The sequence below is a fragment of the Nocardia sp. NBC_00881 genome, from assembly GCF_045207455.1.
Taxonomy (GTDB): Bacteria; Actinomycetota; Actinomycetes; order Mycobacteriales; family Mycobacteriaceae; genus Nocardia.
In genome coordinates, this window is record NZ_CP108798.1 from 3,606,801 (window position 1) to 3,625,112 (window position 18,312).

General features: G+C 67.2%; 14 protein-coding genes and 1 riboswitch. Of the genes, 6 read left to right on the plus strand and 8 right to left on the minus strand.

Annotated features, from left to right (window positions below):
* Positions 1–192 precede the first annotated feature (192 nt).
* Positions 193–711 (plus strand): GtrA family protein, encoded by a 519-nt coding sequence (locus OH799_RS15015; protein ID WP_406280656.1) that lies wholly within the window; start codon positions 193–195, stop codon positions 709–711.
* A 228-nt stretch (positions 712–939) separates the two neighbouring features.
* On the opposite strand, the gene coaD is transcribed toward OH799_RS15015, so the two are convergent.
* From coaD to OH799_RS15030, 3 genes are read right to left on the minus strand one after another with little or no spacing between them, the layout of a single operon-like run.
* The gene (coaD, locus tag OH799_RS15020) at positions 940–1,425 is read right to left on the minus strand and encodes a pantetheine-phosphate adenylyltransferase (protein ID WP_406280658.1); all 486 of its coding nucleotides are present in this window, start codon (positions 1,423–1,425) and stop codon (positions 940–942) included.
* Positions 1,426–1,434: 9 nt separating this feature from the next.
* Entirely contained in the window at positions 1,435–2,040 is a 606-nt protein-coding gene (gene rsmD, locus OH799_RS15025; protein ID WP_406280660.1) for a 16S rRNA (guanine(966)-N(2))-methyltransferase RsmD, read from the minus strand.
* Positions 2,037–5,441, minus strand: coding sequence for a pyruvate carboxylase (locus tag OH799_RS15030; protein WP_406280662.1), 3,405 nt, complete (start codon positions 5,439–5,441; stop codon positions 2,037–2,039). Before OH799_RS15030 ends, rsmD begins: the two co-directional genes overlap by 4 nt.
* A 394-nt stretch (positions 5,442–5,835) precedes the next feature.
* Positions 5,836–6,024: riboswitch (cobalamin riboswitch) on the plus strand.
* 141 nt (positions 6,025–6,165) lie between these two features.
* Here OH799_RS15030 and metE point away from each other — a divergent pair.
* Entirely contained in the window at positions 6,166–8,466 is a 2,301-nt protein-coding gene (gene metE, locus OH799_RS15035; protein WP_406280664.1) for a 5-methyltetrahydropteroyltriglutamate--homocysteine S-methyltransferase, read from the plus strand.
* 68 nt (positions 8,467–8,534) lie between these two features.
* Positions 8,535–8,846: a hypothetical protein gene (locus tag OH799_RS15040; RefSeq protein ID WP_406280666.1), complete on the plus strand. Its 312-nt coding sequence runs from the start codon at positions 8,535–8,537 to the stop codon at positions 8,844–8,846.
* A 124-nt stretch (positions 8,847–8,970) separates the two neighbouring features.
* On the opposite strand, the gene OH799_RS15045 is transcribed toward OH799_RS15040, so the two are convergent.
* Positions 8,971–9,342, minus strand: a complete 372-nt coding sequence (locus tag OH799_RS15045; RefSeq protein ID WP_406280668.1) for a nuclear transport factor 2 family protein — start codon at positions 9,340–9,342, stop codon at positions 8,971–8,973.
* Between the two features lie 139 nt (positions 9,343–9,481).
* On the opposite strand from OH799_RS15045, the gene OH799_RS15050 reads away from it, so the two are divergent.
* On the plus strand, positions 9,482–9,658 hold the full coding sequence (locus OH799_RS15050; protein ID WP_406280670.1) for a DUF1737 domain-containing protein: 177 nt from the start codon (positions 9,482–9,484) through the stop codon (positions 9,656–9,658).
* A 68-nt stretch (positions 9,659–9,726) separates the two neighbouring features.
* On the opposite strand, the gene OH799_RS15055 is transcribed toward OH799_RS15050, so the two are convergent.
* Positions 9,727–9,897 (minus strand): hypothetical protein, encoded by a 171-nt coding sequence (locus tag OH799_RS15055; protein ID WP_406280672.1) that lies wholly within the window; start codon positions 9,895–9,897, stop codon positions 9,727–9,729.
* A gap of 137 nt (positions 9,898–10,034) precedes the next feature.
* On the opposite strand from OH799_RS15055, the gene OH799_RS15060 reads away from it, so the two are divergent.
* Positions 10,035–11,456 carry a short-chain fatty acyl-CoA regulator family protein gene (locus OH799_RS15060; protein ID WP_406280674.1) on the plus strand — a complete coding sequence of 474 codons (1,422 nt, stop codon included), beginning with the start codon at positions 10,035–10,037 and terminating at the stop codon, positions 11,454–11,456.
* Here the strand turns inward: OH799_RS15060 and sigJ are convergent, their stop codons facing one another.
* Entirely contained in the window at positions 11,457–12,371 is a 915-nt protein-coding gene (gene sigJ / locus OH799_RS15065; protein ID WP_406280677.1) for an RNA polymerase sigma factor SigJ, read from the minus strand.
* A gap of 175 nt (positions 12,372–12,546) precedes the next feature.
* Between sigJ and OH799_RS15070 the strand changes: the two genes are divergently transcribed.
* Positions 12,547–14,013, plus strand: a complete 1,467-nt coding sequence (locus tag OH799_RS15070; RefSeq protein WP_406280679.1) for a DHA2 family efflux MFS transporter permease subunit — start codon at positions 12,547–12,549, stop codon at positions 14,011–14,013.
* Positions 14,014–14,221: 208 nt separating this feature from the next.
* On the opposite strand, the gene OH799_RS15075 is transcribed toward OH799_RS15070, so the two are convergent.
* Together OH799_RS15075 and recG are read right to left on the minus strand one after the other, a co-directional pair.
* Positions 14,222–15,823: a purine-cytosine permease family protein gene (locus OH799_RS15075; RefSeq protein ID WP_406280681.1), complete on the minus strand. Its 1,602-nt coding sequence runs from the start codon at positions 15,821–15,823 to the stop codon at positions 14,222–14,224.
* 209 nt (positions 15,824–16,032) lie between these two features.
* Positions 16,033–18,312: an ATP-dependent DNA helicase RecG gene (gene recG / locus OH799_RS15080; RefSeq protein WP_406280683.1), complete on the minus strand. Its 2,280-nt coding sequence runs from the start codon at positions 18,310–18,312 to the stop codon at positions 16,033–16,035.

An 18,312-nucleotide genomic window follows, 5' to 3' on the forward strand; every position in this document is an offset into this window, starting at 1 on the left:
CGACACGGACCGCGGACCCACCGGGGCCGCGGATTGAGGAAGCCCAAGGGATGGATGACGTCCGCGAGCGTTGACATGTTTTGATTGTTCAGTACATACTGAACTCGACAAAACTTATCAGATGCCGGCGGAAAGCAAAGCGATGACCGTCGCTGTTGTCCCTCTGAAAGCTCGTGTTCGATCGGAAAGACGATGACTGTTCTGGAACTGCCGCGACCGGCAGGAGTGAGCACCACCAGCTTCTTCGTGCCGTCCGGCGGCCTGTATCCCGCGCTGCCGACGAAACCGGTCGCGGCCAAGTTCGAGCAGTGGACGCACTATCTGCGCGGCGATCGTGCCTTCGCCCAGCTGATCCGCTTCGCACTGGTCGGCGGGTCCAGCAACGTCGCCTACGTCCTGCTGTTCTTCGCCATGCACAGCACTGGGCCGTTGTTGGCCAACGTCATCGGCTCGCTCGTCAGCACCATGATCGCGAACGAACTGCACCGCCAACTCACCTTCCACGCCGCGGGCAGGGTCGGCTGGTTCACCGCCCAATGGGAGGGCGGCGGACTGGCGCTGCTCGGCCTCGCCATCACGACCGCGGCACTGGCCGCCCTCGGCGTGTGGGCGCCGGGCCTCGGGGACACCGCCCAGGCCGTCGCGATCCTGGCCATCACCGCCGCGGTGGGCGGCATGCGCTTCCTGGCCCTGCGCGGCTTGGTCTTCTAGCTGTGCTGATCCGCCTCTCCGGGTCTTTAGGCCGTACTAGTGAGGTGGCGCGGGATTTGCGCTCAGGTCCTGCGTTTGGTGCCACTCCAGTTCTGGGCGTGCCCGACGAGTTACCCATGTGCTTCTGAGATCACTTGTTGCGGATGAGATCAAAGAGTTGAGTAGCGAGCAATAGTTGCGCGACGAGCAGTCGTTGTGTAGCGCTACGGTCCGCGGATGGGAGAGCTGTCAGCTAGTGCGCTCGGCGAGGCGCTCGAGTAGGCGCTTGTGCACGGAAGGGGGCAGCATGTCGGTGACGTCGCCGCCGAAGGTCGCGACCTCTTTGACCAGCGAGCTGGACAGGAAGCTGAAGGACGGGTTGGTGGCGATGAAGAAGGTGTCCACGCCGGAGAGCTTCTTGTTCATCTGCGCCATCTGCAGCTCGTAGCCGAAATCGCCCGCGTCGCGCAGGCCCTTCACGATGGCGGTGATGCCCTGCTCCCGCGCGAAGTCGACGAGCAGGCCGTACCAGGACTCCACCCGCACGTTGACCAGGTGCGCGGTCGACTCCCGCAGCATCTGCATGCGCTCCTCGACGCTGAACATGCCCTGCTTGTTCTTGTTGATCATGACGGTGATGACGACCTCGTCGAACTGGGCGGCGGCCCGATTGAAGACGTCGAGGTGTCCGTAGGTCACGGGGTCGAAAGACCCGGGGCACATTGCTCCTGCCATGGCCCGACGCTAGCAGGACCGCGGCGGTGCCGCAGCGGTGGCCGGACCCGTTGCAGCGGACGGCTCGAACTGCGCGAGATCGATGCGGGTCTCGCCGTACCGGCGCGACTTGGCCGGGATGAAGCCTGCGGGCCAGTCGATTTCGGGTGAACGCACCGACCTCTCCAGCACGACGAGGGCGCCGGGACGCAGCCAACCGCGCTCGGCCAGCGCGTGCAAGTCAGCCAGCACCGCCGCGTTCTCCACCGCGTAGGGCGGATCGGAGAAGACCAGGTCGAAGGCGCCCGCCCCGCCCGTTTCCAGCGCGCTCGCCACCGCCGCGACCCGCAGCTGCGCACCGGGCAGTCCGAGGTCGGCGATATTCCCGCGCACGACGGCGGCCGCCTTGCGGTCGGACTCGACGAGCAGCGCGTGCTCGGCGCCGCGCGAGAGCGCCTCCAAGCCGAGCGCACCGGAGCCCGCGTACAGGTCGAGCACACGCGCGCCCGCGAAATCCAACCGGGCATCCAAGGCGCTGAACAGCGCCTCCCGCACCCGGTCGGAGGTCGGACGGGTGCCGGAGGGCGGTACCCGAAGGCGGCGCCCGCCTGCCGCCCCGGCGACGATCCGCGTCATTCGGCGGAAGACTCGCGCACGGCCAGCTCGATGAGTAGGTCGCCGCCCTCGACCTGCTGTACGGGACCGATCGCGACGCGACCGACGACACCCGAGCGGGGTGCGGTGATGGCGGCTTCCATTTTCATGGCTTCGATGGTGCCGATAGTGTCACCTGCGGCGACCGGATCGCCTTCGGAGACAGCAAGGGTCACGACTCCGGCGAAGGGAGCGGCGATGTGGCCCGCGTTGGCCTTGTCGGCTTTCTCCGCGGCCGGGATGTCGCTGGCGATGGACCGGTCCCGCACGGCGACCGGACGCAGCTGCCCGTTCAGGATGCACATCACGGTGCGCATGCCGCGCTCGTCCGGCTCCGAGATGGCCTCCAGGCCGATGAGCAGGGTGACTCCCTTTTCCAACTGCACCCGATGTTCCTCGCCGCGGCGCAAACCGTAGAGGAACTGGTTCGCCGACAGCCCGGAGGTGTCACCGTACTTCTCCCGGTGCGCGAGGAATTCGGCCGTGGGCGCCGGGAAGAGCAGCCGGTTCAGCGTCCCGCGCCGTTCCTCCGAGGTACCAGCGAGCCCCGCCTCGTCCTCGGGCGTCAGCGCGGTCTCTGGTTTCGCCGATCCGCGCCCGGCCAGCGCCTTGCTACGGAACGGCTCGGGCCAGCCGCCCGCAGGTGTGCCGAGTTCGCCACGCAGGAAACCGATGACGGAATCGGGGATGTCGTAGCGACCCGGGTCGGTGGCGAAGTTCTCGATGTCGACACCGGTACCGACCAGCGCCAGCGCCAAGTCGCCGACGACCTTGGAAGACGGTGTGACCTTCACCAGACGGCCCAGAAGCCGGTCCGCCGCAGCGTATTTCGCCTCCACCTCCTCGAATCGGTCGCCGAGGCCGAGGGCGATGGCCTGCTGGCGCAGATTCGACAGCTGGCCGCCCGGGATCTCGTGGGTATACACCCGGCCGGTGGGCGCGGGCAGCCCGGATTCGAAGGGCGCGTACACCTTTCGCAGTGCTTCCCAGTACGGCTCCAGATCGCAGACGTTCTGCAGATTCAGGCCGGTGTCGTACGCACTGTGCGCCGCGGCCGCAACGATCGCGGACAGCGCGGGTTGGCTGGTGGTTCCGGCCATCGCGGCGCTGGCGCCGTCCACCGCGTCGGCGCCGGCTTGCCACGCAGCCAGGTAGGTGGCCAGCTGACCACCGGGAGTGTCGTGGGTGTGCACATGCACCGGCAGATCGAAATTGCTGCGCAGAGCGGTGACGAGTGTGGTGGCGGCCGGGGCGCGCAACAGGCCGGCCATGTCCTTGATGGCGAGCACATGCGCGCCCGCGTCGACGATCTGTTCGGCAAGTTTGAGGTAGTAGTCGAGCGTGTAGAGCGTCTCCTGTGGGTTTGCCAGGTCGCCGGTGTAGCTCATCGCGACTTCGGCGACGGCCGTCCCGGTTTCGCGCACCGCGTCGATCGCCGGCCGCATCTGGTCGACGTTGTTGAGGGCGTCGAAGATGCGGAAGATATCGATACCGGTGCCGGTTGCTTCCTGGACGAACGCGCGGGTCACCTGCCGCGGGTACGGCGTGTAACCGACGGTATTGCGGCCACGCAGCAGCATCTGCAGGCAGATGTTCGGCACCGCCTCGCGCAGTGCGGCCAACCGCTCCCACGGGTCCTCGTAGAGGAACCGCAGCGCCACGTCGTAGGTCGCGCCGCCCCATGCCTCGATGGACAGCAGCTCCGGCGTGAGCCGCGCGACGTGACCGGCCACGCCGAGCAGGCCGTTGGTGCGGACCCGGGTTGCCAGCAGCGACTGGTGCGCGTCGCGGAAGGTGGTGTCGGTGACGCCGACCGCCTTCTGCTCACGCAGCGCCTGCGCGAAACTGTCGGGCCCGAGCCGCAGCAGCCGCTGCCGGGAACCGTCCGGCGGCGGCACGCTCAGATCGATCGGTGGCAGCTTGTCGTGCGGGTACACCGTGGTCGGCCGCTCGCCGTGCGGCTTGTTCACGGTGATGTCGGCCAGGTAGGTGAGGATCTTGGTGCCACGGTCGGCGGAGCCGCGCAGGGTGAGCAGCTGCGGACGCTCGTCGATGAACGAGGTGGTGACCCGCCCACCCTTGAAGTCGGGATCGTCGAGTACCGCGAGCAAAAACGGGATATTGGTGGACACGCCGCGGATGCGGAACTCGGCAAGCGCGCGACGGGCCCGCGCCACCGCTGCGCCGAAGTCGCGGCCGCGGCAGGTGAGTTTGACCAGCATCGAGTCGAAGTAGGCGCCGATCTCCGCGCCCAGGTTCGCACCGCCGTCGAGCCGGATGCCCGCGCCGCCTGGCGTCCGGTAGGCGGTGATGCGCCCGGTGTCGGGGCGGAATCCGTTGGCCGGGTCCTCGGTGGTGATCCGGCACTGCAGCGCGGCGCCGCGGATCGTGACCGAGTCCTGGCTCAGGCCCAGTTGCTCGAGTGTCTCACCCGCCGCGATCCGCAGCTGCGACTGCACCAGGTCGACGTCGGTGATCTCCTCGGTCACCGTGTGCTCGACCTGGATTCGCGGGTTCATCTCGATGAAGACGTGGTTGCCGCGCTCGTCGAGCAGGAATTCGACGGTGCCCGCACAGCTGTAGCCGATCTGTCGCGCGAAGGCCACCGCGTCGGCGCAGATACGTGCGCGCAGTGCGGGATCCAGGTTCGGGGCGGGCGCGAGTTCGATCACCTTCTGGTGGCGGCGCTGCACCGAGCAATCCCGCTCGAACAGGTGCATCACGTTGCCGTGCTGGTCGGCCAGGATCTGCACTTCGATGTGGCGCGGGTTCACCACCGCCTGTTCCAGAAACACGGTGGGATCACCGAACGCCGACTCGGCCTCGCGCGAGGCCGCCTCGATCGATTCGCGCAGGTGCGTGGCATCGGCGACCCGCCGCATGCCACGACCGCCGCCGCCCGCGACGGCCTTGACGAAGATCGGGTACTCGAGCTGCCGGGACGCGGCGACCAGCTCATCCACGTCCGCCGACGGTGCGCTGGAGCGCAGCACCGGCAGACCGGCCGCCTTGGCGGCTTCGATCGCGCGCGCCTTGTGACCCGCGAGTTCGAGCACCTCGGCGGAGGGGCCGATGAAGGTGATGCCCTCGCGGGCGCAGGCTGCCGCCAGGTCCGGGTTCTCCGAAAGGAAGCCGTACCCCGGGTAGACCGCGTCCGCACCCGCCGACTTGGCCGCCTCGATGATCGCGTCGATGGAAAGGTAGGCCCGCACCGGGTGGCCCGCCTCGCCGATCTGATACGACTCCGCCGCCTTCAGCCGGTGAACCGAATTGCGGTCCTCGTAGGGGAACACGGCCACCGTCCCGATGCCGAGTTCGTAAGCCGCGCGGAAGGCCCGGATGGCGATCTCGCCACGGTTTGCAACCAAGACTTTCGAGAACATTGGCTTAAGGTACCCGGCACCGCCCATCGCACCGACACGGAAGTCCCTTTCGCAGGACTCTTCGCAACGACGGCTGGCATCGTTGCGAAGTCGCGTTCACCAGGGCGACACGTTCCCAGCCCGAAACTGATCACTTACCGACTCCCGCGACTGGCGACCGAAACTTTTCCGGCTCCGCCCTGAACAGCCGGAAACCTGCTCTACGCAGCGCCTGCACAGGGAACACCTGATTTCGATCGGCGGGGATCCACGTGGGTTTCCGAGCCGGTCGAGCAGCCGCGACGCCGCCCGTCCTATGCTGGGAGTGCAGCTGGTTCACCGGCGCACGACGAGACGGAGCCCCGACGTCGCGCAATGGGTCGAGCCCACTCGTGCGGAGACGCCACGGGGGGCGAGAGGGAACCCGGTGGGAATCCGGGACTGTCCCGCAGCGGTATGCAGGAACGACCGCCGTCACCAGGCACTGAGTTCACCGAGCCGGAAGGTTCCGCGACTTGGGAAGCGACGGCCAGTAGGTCGGCCATCAGGCGAGACCCGGCACCGGCCGGGACCGCCCGGCCGGTGCCCGCGAGTCCGAAGACCTGCCAGCCGTGCCGGGTACGCCGTACCCGGCGGCCACCGCCTCGTGGATTTGGGCGTGCGGACCACCAGCGCGGACGTGTCGGGCTCCCTCAGCCGGGTACATCTCCGGCATGTCACTGGTTCTCCGGCTACCCGTATGGCGATGGCTTTTCGACCTCAGCAATGGAGAAACATCGTGACTGTTTCACATCAGAAGCCGTTCACCGCGACGGTTCTCGGGCTACCTCGGGTGGGGCCGCGGCGCGAGCTCAAGCGGGCGACCGAAGCCTACTGGGCGGGCAGGATCGGCGCCGAGGAGTTGCACGCCGTCGCGCGCGACCTCCGGCACGCCCAGCTCACCGAATTGCTGGCCGCCGGCCTCGACTCGATCCCGATCGGCACCTTCTCCTACTACGACCAGATGCTCGATACAGCTGTCCTGCTCGGCGCGTTGCCACCTCGGGTCGCCGAGATCACCGATCCCCTGGATCGATACTTCGCCGCCGCGCGCGGCACCGACACGGTCGAGCCACTGGAGATGACCAAGTGGTTCGACACCAACTACCACTATCTGGTGCCGGAAATCGGCCCGGAAACCCAGTTCTCGCTGCACCCCGAGAAGCTGCTGGAGGAACTGCGGGAGGCGCTCGCGCTGGGCGTGCCCGCGCGACCGGTGGTGATCGGCCCGGTCACCTTCTCGAGGCTGGCGAAAGCGACGGGCAGTGCGCCACTGGCTCGGCTGATCGAGCTGCTTCCGCTGTATCGCGAGCTGCTGCGGCGGCTGGCCACCGCGGGTGCGGAGTGGGTGCAAATCGACGAACCGGCGCTTGTTACCGATCTCACCGCGGACGAGATCGCTCTGGTGCGCGTCACCTACGAGGATCTGTCCGCCGCGACCGATCGTCCCGCGATCCTCGTCGCGACCTATTTCGGGCACCCTGATGCCGCGCTCACCGTACTGGCGGACACCGATATCGAGGGTGTCGCGATCGACTTCACCTCCGGCACCGAGGTTTCGGAGGTGGCTGCGGTGCCTGCTCTGGCGCGCAAGCTGGTGGTGGCGGGTGTCGTGGACGGTCGCAATGTATGGCGCACCGATCTCGACCACGGCCTGGCGACCCTCGGAACTTTGCTGGGTTCCGCAGCGCACGTGGCTGTTTCGAGCTCGTGCTCGCTGCTGCACGTGCCGTACACGCTGGCCACGGAGACGCGGCTGGACGAGCGGCTGCGGTCGTGGCTGGCCTTCGGCGCGGAGAAGGTGGCGGAGGTGCGTCTGCTCGCGACCGGGCTGAGCGAGGGCGCCGAGGCGATCGGCGCCGAATTGACGACGACTCGTTCGGCGCTCGAATCTCGGCGGTCGGATCCCCGGCTGAACGATCCGCGGGTGCGGGCCCGGCTGGCCGCGCTCGGACCGGACGCCGTCCGGCGCGCGCCCGCCGAGCAGCGGCGCGAACTGCAGCGGGATCGTTTGCGGCTGCCCGCACTACCGACCACGACGATTGGTTCGTACCCGCAGACCTCCGCGATCCGGTTGGCGCGGGCCGCGCTGCGCAAGGGCGAGATCGACCAAGCCGAGTACGTGCGCCGGATGCGCGCCGAGATCGCGGATGTCGTCGCGCTACAAGAGAGGCTCGGGCTGGATGTACTGGTGCATGGTGAACCGGAGCGCAACGACATGGTGCAGTACTTCGCCGAGCAACTCGACGGGTTCGTGGCCACCGAACAGGGCTGGGTGCAGTCCTATGGCACCCGCTGTGTGCGCCCGCCGATCCTGTTCGGCGACGTGACGCGGCGGGAGCCGATGACCGTCGAGTGGATCGGTTACGCGCAGTCGCTCACCGACAAGCCGGTCAAGGGCATGCTGACCGGTCCGGTGACCATCCTCGCGTGGTCGTTCGTGCGCGACGACCAGCCGCTGGGCAATTCCGCGCGGCAGGTGGCGCTGGCCATCCGGGACGAGACGGTGGATCTGCAGAGGGCGGGCATCCGGATCGTCCAGGTCGACGAACCGGCGCTGCGCGAACTGCTTCCGCTGCGCAGAGCTGATCAGCCCGCGTACCTGGAGTGGTCGGTGCAGGCGTTTCGGCTCGCGACCTCCGGTGTGTCGGATGCCACGCAGATACACACCCACCTGTGCTATTCCGAGTTCGGCGAGGTGATCGAGGCGATCGCCGGACTGGACGCCGACGTCACGTCGATCGAGGCGGCACGCTCGCACATGGAGGTGCTCGACGACCTCAACGCCGCGGGCTTCGACCTCGGCGTCGGACCGGGTGTGTACGACATCCACTCACCGCGGGTGCCCAGCGTGGAGGAGATCACGACGTCGCTGCGCGCCGCACTGAAAGCGGTTCCCGGCGAACGACTCTGGGTGAATCCGGACTGCGGGTTGAAGACCCGAGGGCCCGCCGAAGTGGAGGCCTCGCTGCGCAATATGGTCGCCGCCGCGGCTGCCGTGCGCTGAGCGTGTCCGGCTGATCGAATCGGCGCCCCTTCGGATTTCCGAGGGGGCGCCGGTACGCCCTCGGCCTGGTGGTGGACTTGTCTGCCGCCAACGCGCTGCGGATCAGCGGCACGGGCACGCCGCGGCACACTCGAGTCGGGTCGCGTACCAACGCCGCCGACTGCTCGGCAGCGAACGCCCTCGCCTCCCGACGCTCCGGGCCGGGCCGGGCCGGGCCGGGCCGGGCCGGGCCGGGCCGATCCGCTGGCGCCTACTCGGTTTCCGGCTCCGGCTTCGGGCTCTGCCGCCGCCGCGAGGTATACCGCTCACACGGCTCTTCCCTGCGCGTCACCGGCAGAACCCGCGCCCTCGCCCGCATCCCCCGACGCCATGCCGTATGACATCCGGAACAGCGCTCCATGCGCAACCCTCCTCGCAGGTCATCAACGACTTCTCTTTCCCCACTTACCTACTTCGACGCGCACATCCCCCATTCGGTTCCCACTCCATCCACACAGATCTGCCCTACCCGCCGAAGGCACGGTTGATGGCGGCCATGTCGAAGTAGTCGCGCCAGGTGCTGATCGCGCCGTCGGTGACCTCGAAGAAACCCATGACCGGCAGCGGCGTGACACGACCCGCGCCGCGCAGCGTGTCGGTGCGTTCGTTCATGACCACGGCACCGGACGCCACCTGATGGTGGATGTCGAAGTCGATGGCGTCGAAAGTGGTGAGAAAGCCCGCGATGAAGTCGCGGATGGCGACGCGCCCAACGATCGGTTCCATCGGAATGTTGTGGTAGACGGCGTTTTCGGCGAAATACGCGCTGATCCGGTCCGGATCGGGATCCGACCAGCTGCGGCACATCGCACGCACGAGTTCGTCTGGACTTGGCATTCGCTCGACTCACTTTCCTGCTGCCGAAGGGGACCACGTCGCCCGCCCCTCGATTGAACCAAGCAATCGTTCGGTTGGGAAGGTGAGATCGACGGTTTCCGGTGTACATGCACAGCTAGGTCCGTCCTACGCTGATGAAATGAGCGACGACCAGCCCTTGTGCTACCGATTGATCACCGGCGCCGACGATGCGCGATTCTGCGAGCGGGTCAGCGCCCTCCTCGAGCAGGGTTACCGGCTGCACGGTTCCCCCGCGGTCACCTTCGACGGCACATACGTAATCGCGGCCCAAGCCGTGATCTTGGACGACGAGTAGCGCGGTCATCGAAAGCTCCCCTCATCGTCCGCGGCGGCGGGAGAGCACCTCGTCCGGCACGGTGAAGCTCAACCGATCCGGTTCTCCGGCAGCCAGTTCCGGCACCCGCTGGGCCGCGTCGAGGAAACGCCTACTGCCTCGTCGGGCACCCCGGCGGCGAGAATGCGGAACTCGACGTTCTTCGCCGCGGGATGTTCGAGCGTGGAACTCCTCGGTGGCGGCGCGACCCCATCCTCCACTCCGGCGCAATGTGAAACACTCTCTTCGCACACTACGCATCTCGGATTGGACGAAAAACACCTTACAGAGGCATATTTATGCGGGAAAACTCGATATATTGCGATGATTGCGAATTCTCGCCGCTACCATCGTGCACGTGCGCAAGATGTATGCGGGCGCCCGGCTTCGGCGGTTGCGCGAAGAGCGGAGGATGACCCAGGCGGCCCTGGCGAAATCGTTGGACCTGTCGCCCAGCTACCTCAATCAGCTCGAGCGTGACCAACGACCCCTCACCATTCCCGTGCTGCTGAAACTCAACTCCACCTTCGACCTCGACGTCCAGTTCTTCGCCGCCGATTCGGACGCGCGCCTCGTGTCCGACTTGCACGAAGTCCTGGTGGACGCCGCCGGTGGACACACATCGCCACTGACCGAGGTGGAGGAACTGGCGACCCGCCAGCCGGAGGTCGCCAGAATCGTCGTGGCGATGCACCGGCGGCTACGCGCCGCCACCGACCAACTCGATCTCCTCTCGGCACGCGTGTCCGCGCCCGCGGGCGCACCTGGCATGCCCATGCCCTACGAGGACGTGCGCGACTTCTTCTACGACCACCACAACCACATTCCGCAGCTCGACATCGCCGCCGAGCAGCTTTTCGAGAACTCCGGCCTCACCATCGGGTCGCTCGACCGCCAGCTCGCCCGGATCGCCGAAGAGCGTGCCGGGGTCACGGTCCTCGTCCGCGGTGACGGCGCTGACAGAACCATCCCGAAGCGGCATTACGACCCGGAGACTCGCACGCTGACCCTGGCGAGGCGGTTGCGTCCCGGCCAGCGCGCCTTCCAGATCGCCACCACCCTCGCCTTCCTGCTGTACAGGGCCGAGCTGGACGGGGTACTCGCCGAAACCCCCTCACTCAATGGCGAATCCCGCGCGCTGGCACGCGTCGGGCTGGCGAACTACTTCGCCGGCGCGCTCGTGCTGCCCTACGGGCGGTTCCTCCGGTCGGCAGAGGAACTGCACTACGACATCGACCTGCTCGGACTGCGTTTCGAGGTCGGCTTCGAGACCATCTGTCATCGCCTCAGCACCCTGCAGCGGCAAGGTCAGCGTGGTGTCCCGTTCTTCTTCGTCCGCACCGACCGCGCAGGGAACATCTCGAAGCGCCAGTCCGCCACGGCGTTCCACTTCTCTCGCGTGGGCGGCAGCTGCCCGCTGTGGGTGGTGCACGAGGCGTTCGCGCACCCCGACCGCATCCTCACCCAGGTGGCCGAGATGCCCGATGGACGGCGCTATCTGTGGATCGCCCGCACCGCCGTGACGGCGCCGCACGGGTTCGGCACCACGACGAAGAACTTCGCGATCGGCCTCGGCTGCGACATCGAATTCGCCGAGCGCCTGGTCTATTCGGCGGGACTGCGGCTGGACGACCCGGCCGAGGCGGTGCCGATCGGCGCCGGCTGCAAGGTCTGCGAACGCCCCGCCTGTCGACAGCGCGCCTTCCCACACATCGGCAGCCCGCTCGCGGTCACCGAGAACACCAGCACCGATCTGCCCTATCCGCGCGTCGGCCGCTGATCAGGTATCGATCCTGGTGAGTTTGTCCGGATTGGCGACCGCGTAGATGCCCTTGATCCGCTCGGTCGACGGATCGATATCGAGCACGAGGACGGCGAACAGCGCGCCCGCCGAGAGGATCAGCGCGGACGGGTCGCCGTTGACGAACCGGTAGCTGACGCCGAAGTCGGGCACGTGGCTCAGCACTACCTGGCTCGTGATCATGCGCGCGACCTTGTCACGGCCGTGGACCGGCCGCAGCGCCGCGCGCTGCCTGCCGCCGGCGTCGGACCAGGACGTCACGTCGGGCGCGAGCAGCGCCAGCAACCCTTCCAGATCGCCGTCTCTCTGGGCGGTGAGGAACTCCTCGGTCACCCGCCGCTGCACCCCCGGGTCGACCCGGCAGCGCGGCCGGCGAGCGTGCACGTGCTCCCTGGCCCGGTGCGCGAGCTGGCGGGTCGCGGTGACGCTGCGGCCGAGGATCTCGGCGATGTCGGTGTGCGGATAGCCGAAGACCTCGTGCAACACGAACACCGCACGCTCGAGCGGGGTAAGCGTCTCCAGCACGACGAGCATGGCCATGGACACCGACTCGGCGCGCAGCGCGGGCGCCGCGGCATCCTCACCGCCGTCCCCGACCGGCAGGTCGGTGACCAGCGGCTCGGGCAGCCATGTGCCGACGTAGGTTTCGCGCCTGCGGTTGATCACCGCACGCCGGGCGAGGGCATGGTTCACCGCGATGCGCACCAGATATGCCCTCGGGTGTTCGATCTCGTCGGTGTCGCTCCGGTGGCGCACGACCCAGGACAGCCAGGTCTCCTGGAGCACATCCTCGGTGTCGGCGACGCTGCCGAGCATGTTGTAGACCACCGAGAACAGCAGCTCCCTGTGGTCGGCGAACACCCGCGTCGCGCGCTCGTCGACTGCCTCGGTCATCGGGCCCTCCTTCGGTCTCGAGCAATAGGAGCGAGACTGCACCGCAATATGTGACGCGGATGACCGAAGTGTGATCTACCTCTCGGCACTGCGCCGCGATGTCACGTTCGCCCCGAGACGAGGGCTCTCGGTTCGCAACGGATGACACGCGTCCGGACCGAGAGAGGACATCAGAGTGACCGCACTCACCGATACACCATCATTCCTGGCGACCCGCCGCGGCAAGCTCACTCTGGCGCTGCTGTGCACGGTCGCCTTCCTCGACTTCGTCGACGGCTCTATCGTCAACGTCGCACTGCCGACCATCCAGCGCGAGCTCGGTATGTCGGTGCCGACGCTGCAATGGGTCACCAGCGGGTACCTACTGACCTATGGCGGGCTGCTACTGCTCGGCGGGAGGCTGGCGGACCTGCTAGGGCGGCGCAGAATCTTGATTGCCGGGACGGTCGTCATCGGCCTGTCGTCCGCGTTCGGCGGGCTGGCCGACGACAGCGGGCTGCTGATCGGAGCCCGGCTCGCGCAGGGAATCGGGGCGGCGCTGATGCTGCCCGCCGCGTTGTCGATTCTGACCACCAGCTTTCGGGAGGGCTCCGACCGGCACACCGCGGTCGGGATCTGGGGCGGCGCCGCCGGTCTCGCGTCGGCGGCGGGCGTGTTCCTCGGTGGTGTGATCACCGAGGGACCGGGCTGGCGCTGGGTGTTCTACGTCAACACCCCGGTCTGCGTGCTCGTGCTCGCGACTGTTCCGCTGCTGATTCCGAACGATCAGCGCAACGAAGTCCGACGCGGCTTCGATGTGCTCGGCACGGTTTTGGCGACGTCGGGACTGATGACGCTTGTCTACGGCTTGGTGAAGGCACCCGAGTTCGGGTGGGACGACGCGCGCACACTCGGCCTGCTCGCGATCGCCGCCACGCTGCTGGTCGGGTTCGTGGTGAACGAGCGCGTCACCGCCGACCCGCTGGTTCCGCTGTCGATCTTCGGCATCCGCGGGCTGGCTGCGGCCAATCTGACACATCTGGTCATCGCCGCGGGAATGATGTCCATGTTCTTCTTCGTCACGCTGTACATGCAGACGGTACTGGGCTATCGGGAATTCGAGGCGGGCCTCGCCTATCTTCCCGTGAGCCTCACCATCGGCGCCGCGGCCGGAGTGGCGACGAAGTTCTTCGCCAGAACCGGCACCCGAGTGTTCACCGTGGTCGGTTCCCTGCTGTGCGGGCTCGGTGTGCTGCTGCTGTCACAGATGTCGACCGACGGGTCCTACCTCACTGATCTGCTGCCCGGGATGCTGGTGATGTCGGTCGGAGCCGGCGCGGTGTTCGTCGCGAACACCACGGCGGCGAACGCGGGCGTACCCGCCGATCAGGCCGGTCTCGCCGCCGCGCTGCTGAACACCGGACAGCAGCTCGGCGGCGCACTGGGACTAGCGGTGCTCACCGCCGTCGCAACCTCGCACACCAATGCCCAGCTCGCGGCGGGGCATGCACCGGTCGAGGCGATGAACGCCGGGTTCGGGCGGGCACTGTTCGTCGGCGGTGTCATCGGAGTGGTTGCCGCGATCCTTGGGTTGCGCACGGTGAACGCGCGCGGAGACAAGGGCCGGTCAGCCGGACAAACATCGGAAACCGTTGCCGTCTAGGGGATCACGGACAGGTGTGGCCGGGAACGAGAGCACCGGCCCACACTGTGTCGTGGTGTTCGCTTCCAGCGATGCTCACCGGGGCAGATCGTCCCGATCGATCAGCGATGGATTACCGTCCGCCGAGTCCTGTCGTGGCGATTCCACGGAGGAATGCACGTTGAGCGACGGCGTAGACGATAACCAGCCGGCAGCAGGATGAGCAGTATCAATCGGTGTCAGAGCCGCGCTCGACCCCAGCCCGAACCTCGGCGGTCGGCTCCTTTTCCTGCGCGGCAACCGACGGAATATCCTCGGGCTTCTGTGGTCGAGCACCCACAACGCGGTGCGAAACCGCGTATGTGAGCGCGGCAAGGCCGAGTGCTACGAAGACGCCCAAGTTGCTGGTGCCGAGGCTGCCGTCACGAGCGGCCGGGGTGAACAGGTAGCCCAACAGCGGACCGATATGCGGATCACGAGAGGTCACCAAGCCGAGCCCGACAGCGGTGGCCGCCGCCAGACAACCCACCCCGGCCCAGTTGATCCGACCGTAGGCACCTACCGGGCTGTAAAGACCCGCGCGGTCGTAGCCGTGCTGGCGCCGCTGCCACAGATCGGTCAGAAAAACTCCGGTCCAGGCGGCCATCGGCACACCGATGACAGTCAGAAACGCCTGGAATGGGGCAAAGAAGTTCGGTGCCGCGAAGGCAACGTACCCACCAGCAATCGTCACCAGGCCGGCATCGATCAACACCGTGGCCTGACGAGGAAGCCGGACACCCATCGTCAGCAACACCAACCCGGAGGAATAGAGATCCATGATCGACGCGGACACGAACGCAAGCACTGCGAACGTGACGTAGGGAATGAGGAACCACGTCGGCAGGTGTGCGGCAAGCGCACCGACTGGATCAGTGGTTGCCGCGTGCGCGACCGCTGGATCCCCGGCGGCCAGAAGAATCCCGAAAGTCATCAAAACGATAGGTGGTGCGCTGCCGCCGAAAGTGGTCCAGCCGACCACCGCGCGTCGATTCGCCGCCCGGGGTAGATACCGTGAATAGTCGGCTGCACAGTTCACCCAACCCAGGCCGAGCGCTGTCGCGGTGAGCGCCACACCGCCGGCGAAAGCGCCCCAACTGAATGGGCTAGTCGCCGCGAACGAGACCCGAGGCAGTGTCAACGCCAGATACACCACGGTGAGAGCGGCGAACGCCAGAGTGAGCCATTTCTGGACTCGCAAAATCACGTGCAAGCCGTAGATCCCCACCACCGTCGAGACGACGATCACCGTTATGAAGGCGACAGCCATGACTGCTGTCGTGTCCACATCAGGGTCCAGACGCAGCGCTGCGGTCTTCGCGGCGAGAGCGGAGAACACCGCTCCCACAGTCTCCCACCCGACCAGCGCCAGGTAACTCAGCACAGCGGGAAGTTTGTTGCCGTGAAATCCGAATGCCGCCCGGCTGGCGACCATTGTCGGAGCGCCGCCCTGCTGCCCTGCCAGGGACGCCAGACCGACCAGCAGAAATGACAACACAGCACCGACCGCCGCCGCGAGCACCGCCTGCAGCAGGCCCAGACCGAGCGCCGCCACATACATGCCGAACGTAATACAGATCACATTGATATTCGGAGCGGCCCACGGCCAGAACAACACACGTGGTTTGCCTCGTCGCTCATGGTCGGCGATCCACGCGAGGCCGTTGCGCTCGATCGTCCACGCCGTCCGACCGGCCGCAGGCGGCTTCGCCGCAGGGGTGCACCCCAGCCGACTCTCGAACAGGTGACGATGTACCGACGGGTTTCGATCCCATACCGACCACCTGAGCAATGTACCGCTATACAACGTGTCGTTGGATTTAGGTAAATTCAGATCGGCAGAAACCGTTGCCGTCTGAGGCGATCCATAACGTGTGGCCGGGAGTCGTATGCGCCCGACCACACCGCCCGAGGACCCCTCGAACAGCTCCGCGCGGACTCGGAGTACCGCACCAGACACCGCGCGGCGCCCCAGCCGACGGCGTTACGCCGTACCGACCGTCAGGACTTGGCCAGGTACTCCAGGCGTTCGGAGTCGACGGCGGCGTGCATCATGCCCGCCAGACCGGGGTGCCGCTGCAAACCGGGATCGGATTCCACCACCTCGCGAGCGAATTCCTGGGCGGCAGTGATGACCTCGAGATCATCAAGCAGCGACAGCAGGCGCAGCGAGCGGGCAGTGCCGGACTGGGCGGCACCCAGCACGTCGCCCTCGCGGCGGGTTCGCAAGTCGAGCACCGAGAGTTCGAAACCATCGGTGGTGGCGGCCACCGCGTTCAGCCGCGCCATCGCCGAACCGCCGGGTGCGGCGTCGGTGACCAGCAGGCACAGGCCCGGGTGCTCGCCCCGACCGATGCGGCCGCGCAGCTGGTGCAGCTGGCTGACGCCGAACCGGTCCGCGTCGACGATCACCATCACCGTCGCGTTCGGCACGTCGACACCGACCTCGACCACCGTGGTGCAGACGAGCACATCCACCGAACCCTCGTTGAACGCGCGCATCACCTGATCTTTTTCGTCAGCGGGCAGCCTGCCGTGCAACAGACCGACTCGAACGCCGGACAGCGGGCCGCTGCGCAGCATCTCGAAGACGTCGAGCACCGCCTGGGTGGTCGGCCCTTCCTTCTCGCCGCCGCCGGACTTCGATCGCCCATTGCGGGACTTGCCGGAGCCCTCCTCGTCGTCGCCTATCCGCGAGCACACCACATAGGCCTGGCGACCGGCATCGACCTCCTCCAGTATTCGCTCCCAGGCGCGATCGACCCAGTTCGGATGCTGCCTGCGCGGCACGACCTTCGAAGTGATCGGCGAACGTCCCCTGGGCAATTCGGTCAGGGTGGAGGTCTCCAGATCACCGAGTGTCGTCATCGCGATGGTGCGCGGAATCGGCGTCGCGGTCATCACGAGCAGATGCGGACTGCTACCTGCCTTCGCTTTGGCGCGCAACGCGTCTCGCTGCTCCACGCCGAAGCGGTGCTGCTCGTCGACCACCACCATGCCGAGATCGAAGAATTCGACGCTGTCCTGAATCAGCGCGTGCGTGCCGATCACGATGCCCGCCTCGCCGGTCACCGCCTCCAACAACGCTGCTTTCTTAGCCGCGGCCGACATCGACCCGGTGACCAGCACGATGCGGGTCGCGTGCTCGGCCGCGCCGAGTTCGCCCGCGGCGCCCAGCTCGCCGAGCATGCCGCGCAACGACCGGTAGTGCTGTGCGGCAAGCACTTCCGTCGGCGCGAGCAGAGCACACTGCGACCCCGCGTCGACCACCTGCAGCATGGCGTGCAGGGCGACGATCGTCTTGCCGGAGCCGACCTCGCCCTGCAGTAGCCGATGCATCGGCTGCGTGCGGGCCAGATCGGCCGAGATCTCGCCGACCACCTGCTTCTGTCCGGCGGTGAGCTCGAACGGCAATTGCCGGTCGAACGCGGCGGCGATGCCGTCGGTGTGCGGCATGCACGCCCGCGCCGTCCGGCCGGACACCTCGTGCCGCCGCTCGGCCAGCACCAGTTGCAGTGCCAGCGCCTCGTCGAAACGGAGCCGCTCCCTGGCCTGCTCGATGTCGGATTTGTGGTCGGGCAGGTGGATCAAGCGCAGCGCGTCGGATACCTGCAGCAGCGCGCGTCCGGCTCGGACCGGCTCCGGCAGCGGGTCATCGATCGGGTCGAGCTGGTCGAGCACTTGGCGCACACAGGCGAGCACGTCCCAGCTCTGCACCTTCGCGGTCGCCGGGTAGACCGGGATGAACTCCCGTTCCATGAACGAAGTGTCCACCCCGCCGGCACCTTTCGCGCTCTGCGCGAGCCCACGCAGGTCACCGCCGCCGCGCACCTTCGTCAGCGCGCCGACCGATTCATCGTCGTCGATCTCGGGCAGGATCAGGTAGCCGGGATGACTGAGGTTCCAGTGGCCGGGGCGCCAGTAGTTCACGGTGCCCGACATCATCGCCCGCAGACCTTCGCGAACAACGTATTTCACCTTGTCGCCGTTGAAGAACGTGACGTCGACGCCGCGCCCCGAACCGGTGTCGAGGACCACCTTCAACAGCGAACCGCGGCGGTTGCGCATCGGACGCAGTTCGGCTTTCGTGATCCGCCCGATGACGGTGATGTGCGAACCGTCCTCGGGATCTTCCTCCGTGAGCGGCTGGCCCTGGGTCGCGTAGCGCACCGGGTAGTGGCGCAGCAGATCCTCGACGGTATGCATGTCGAAGGCATCCGCCAGCGAGGCGGCCGCCTTCACGCCGAGGATGTGGTCGAGCCGATCGCTCAGTGTCGCCAT

What these genes read in the sequence shown, in the direction of transcription:
- OH799_RS15015 (WP_406280656.1), top strand. Translation starts at nt 193, where the DNA reads ATGACTGTTCTGGAACTGCCGCGACCGGCAGGAGTGAGCACCACCAGC.
- coaD (WP_406280658.1), bottom strand. Translation starts at nt 1,425, where the DNA reads ATGGCAGGAGCAATGTGCCCCGGGTCTTTCGACCCCGTGACCTACGGA.
- rsmD (WP_406280660.1), bottom strand. Translation starts at nt 2,040, where the DNA reads ATGACGCGGATCGTCGCCGGGGCGGCAGGCGGGCGCCGCCTTCGGGTA.
- OH799_RS15030 (WP_406280662.1), bottom strand. Translation starts at nt 5,441, where the DNA reads ATGTTCTCGAAAGTCTTGGTTGCAAACCGTGGCGAGATCGCCATCCGG.
- metE (WP_406280664.1), top strand. Translation starts at nt 6,166, where the DNA reads ATGGCTTTTCGACCTCAGCAATGGAGAAACATCGTGACTGTTTCACAT.
- OH799_RS15045 (WP_406280668.1), bottom strand. Translation starts at nt 9,342, where the DNA reads ATGCCAAGTCCAGACGAACTCGTGCGTGCGATGTGCCGCAGCTGGTCG.
- OH799_RS15050 (WP_406280670.1), top strand. Translation starts at nt 9,482, where the DNA reads ATGAGCGACGACCAGCCCTTGTGCTACCGATTGATCACCGGCGCCGAC.
- sigJ (WP_406280677.1), bottom strand. Translation starts at nt 12,371, where the DNA reads ATGACCGAGGCAGTCGACGAGCGCGCGACGCGGGTGTTCGCCGACCAC.
- recG (WP_406280683.1), bottom strand. Translation starts at nt 18,312, where the DNA reads ATGGCGACACTGAGCGATCGGCTCGACCACATCCTCGGCGTGAAGGCG.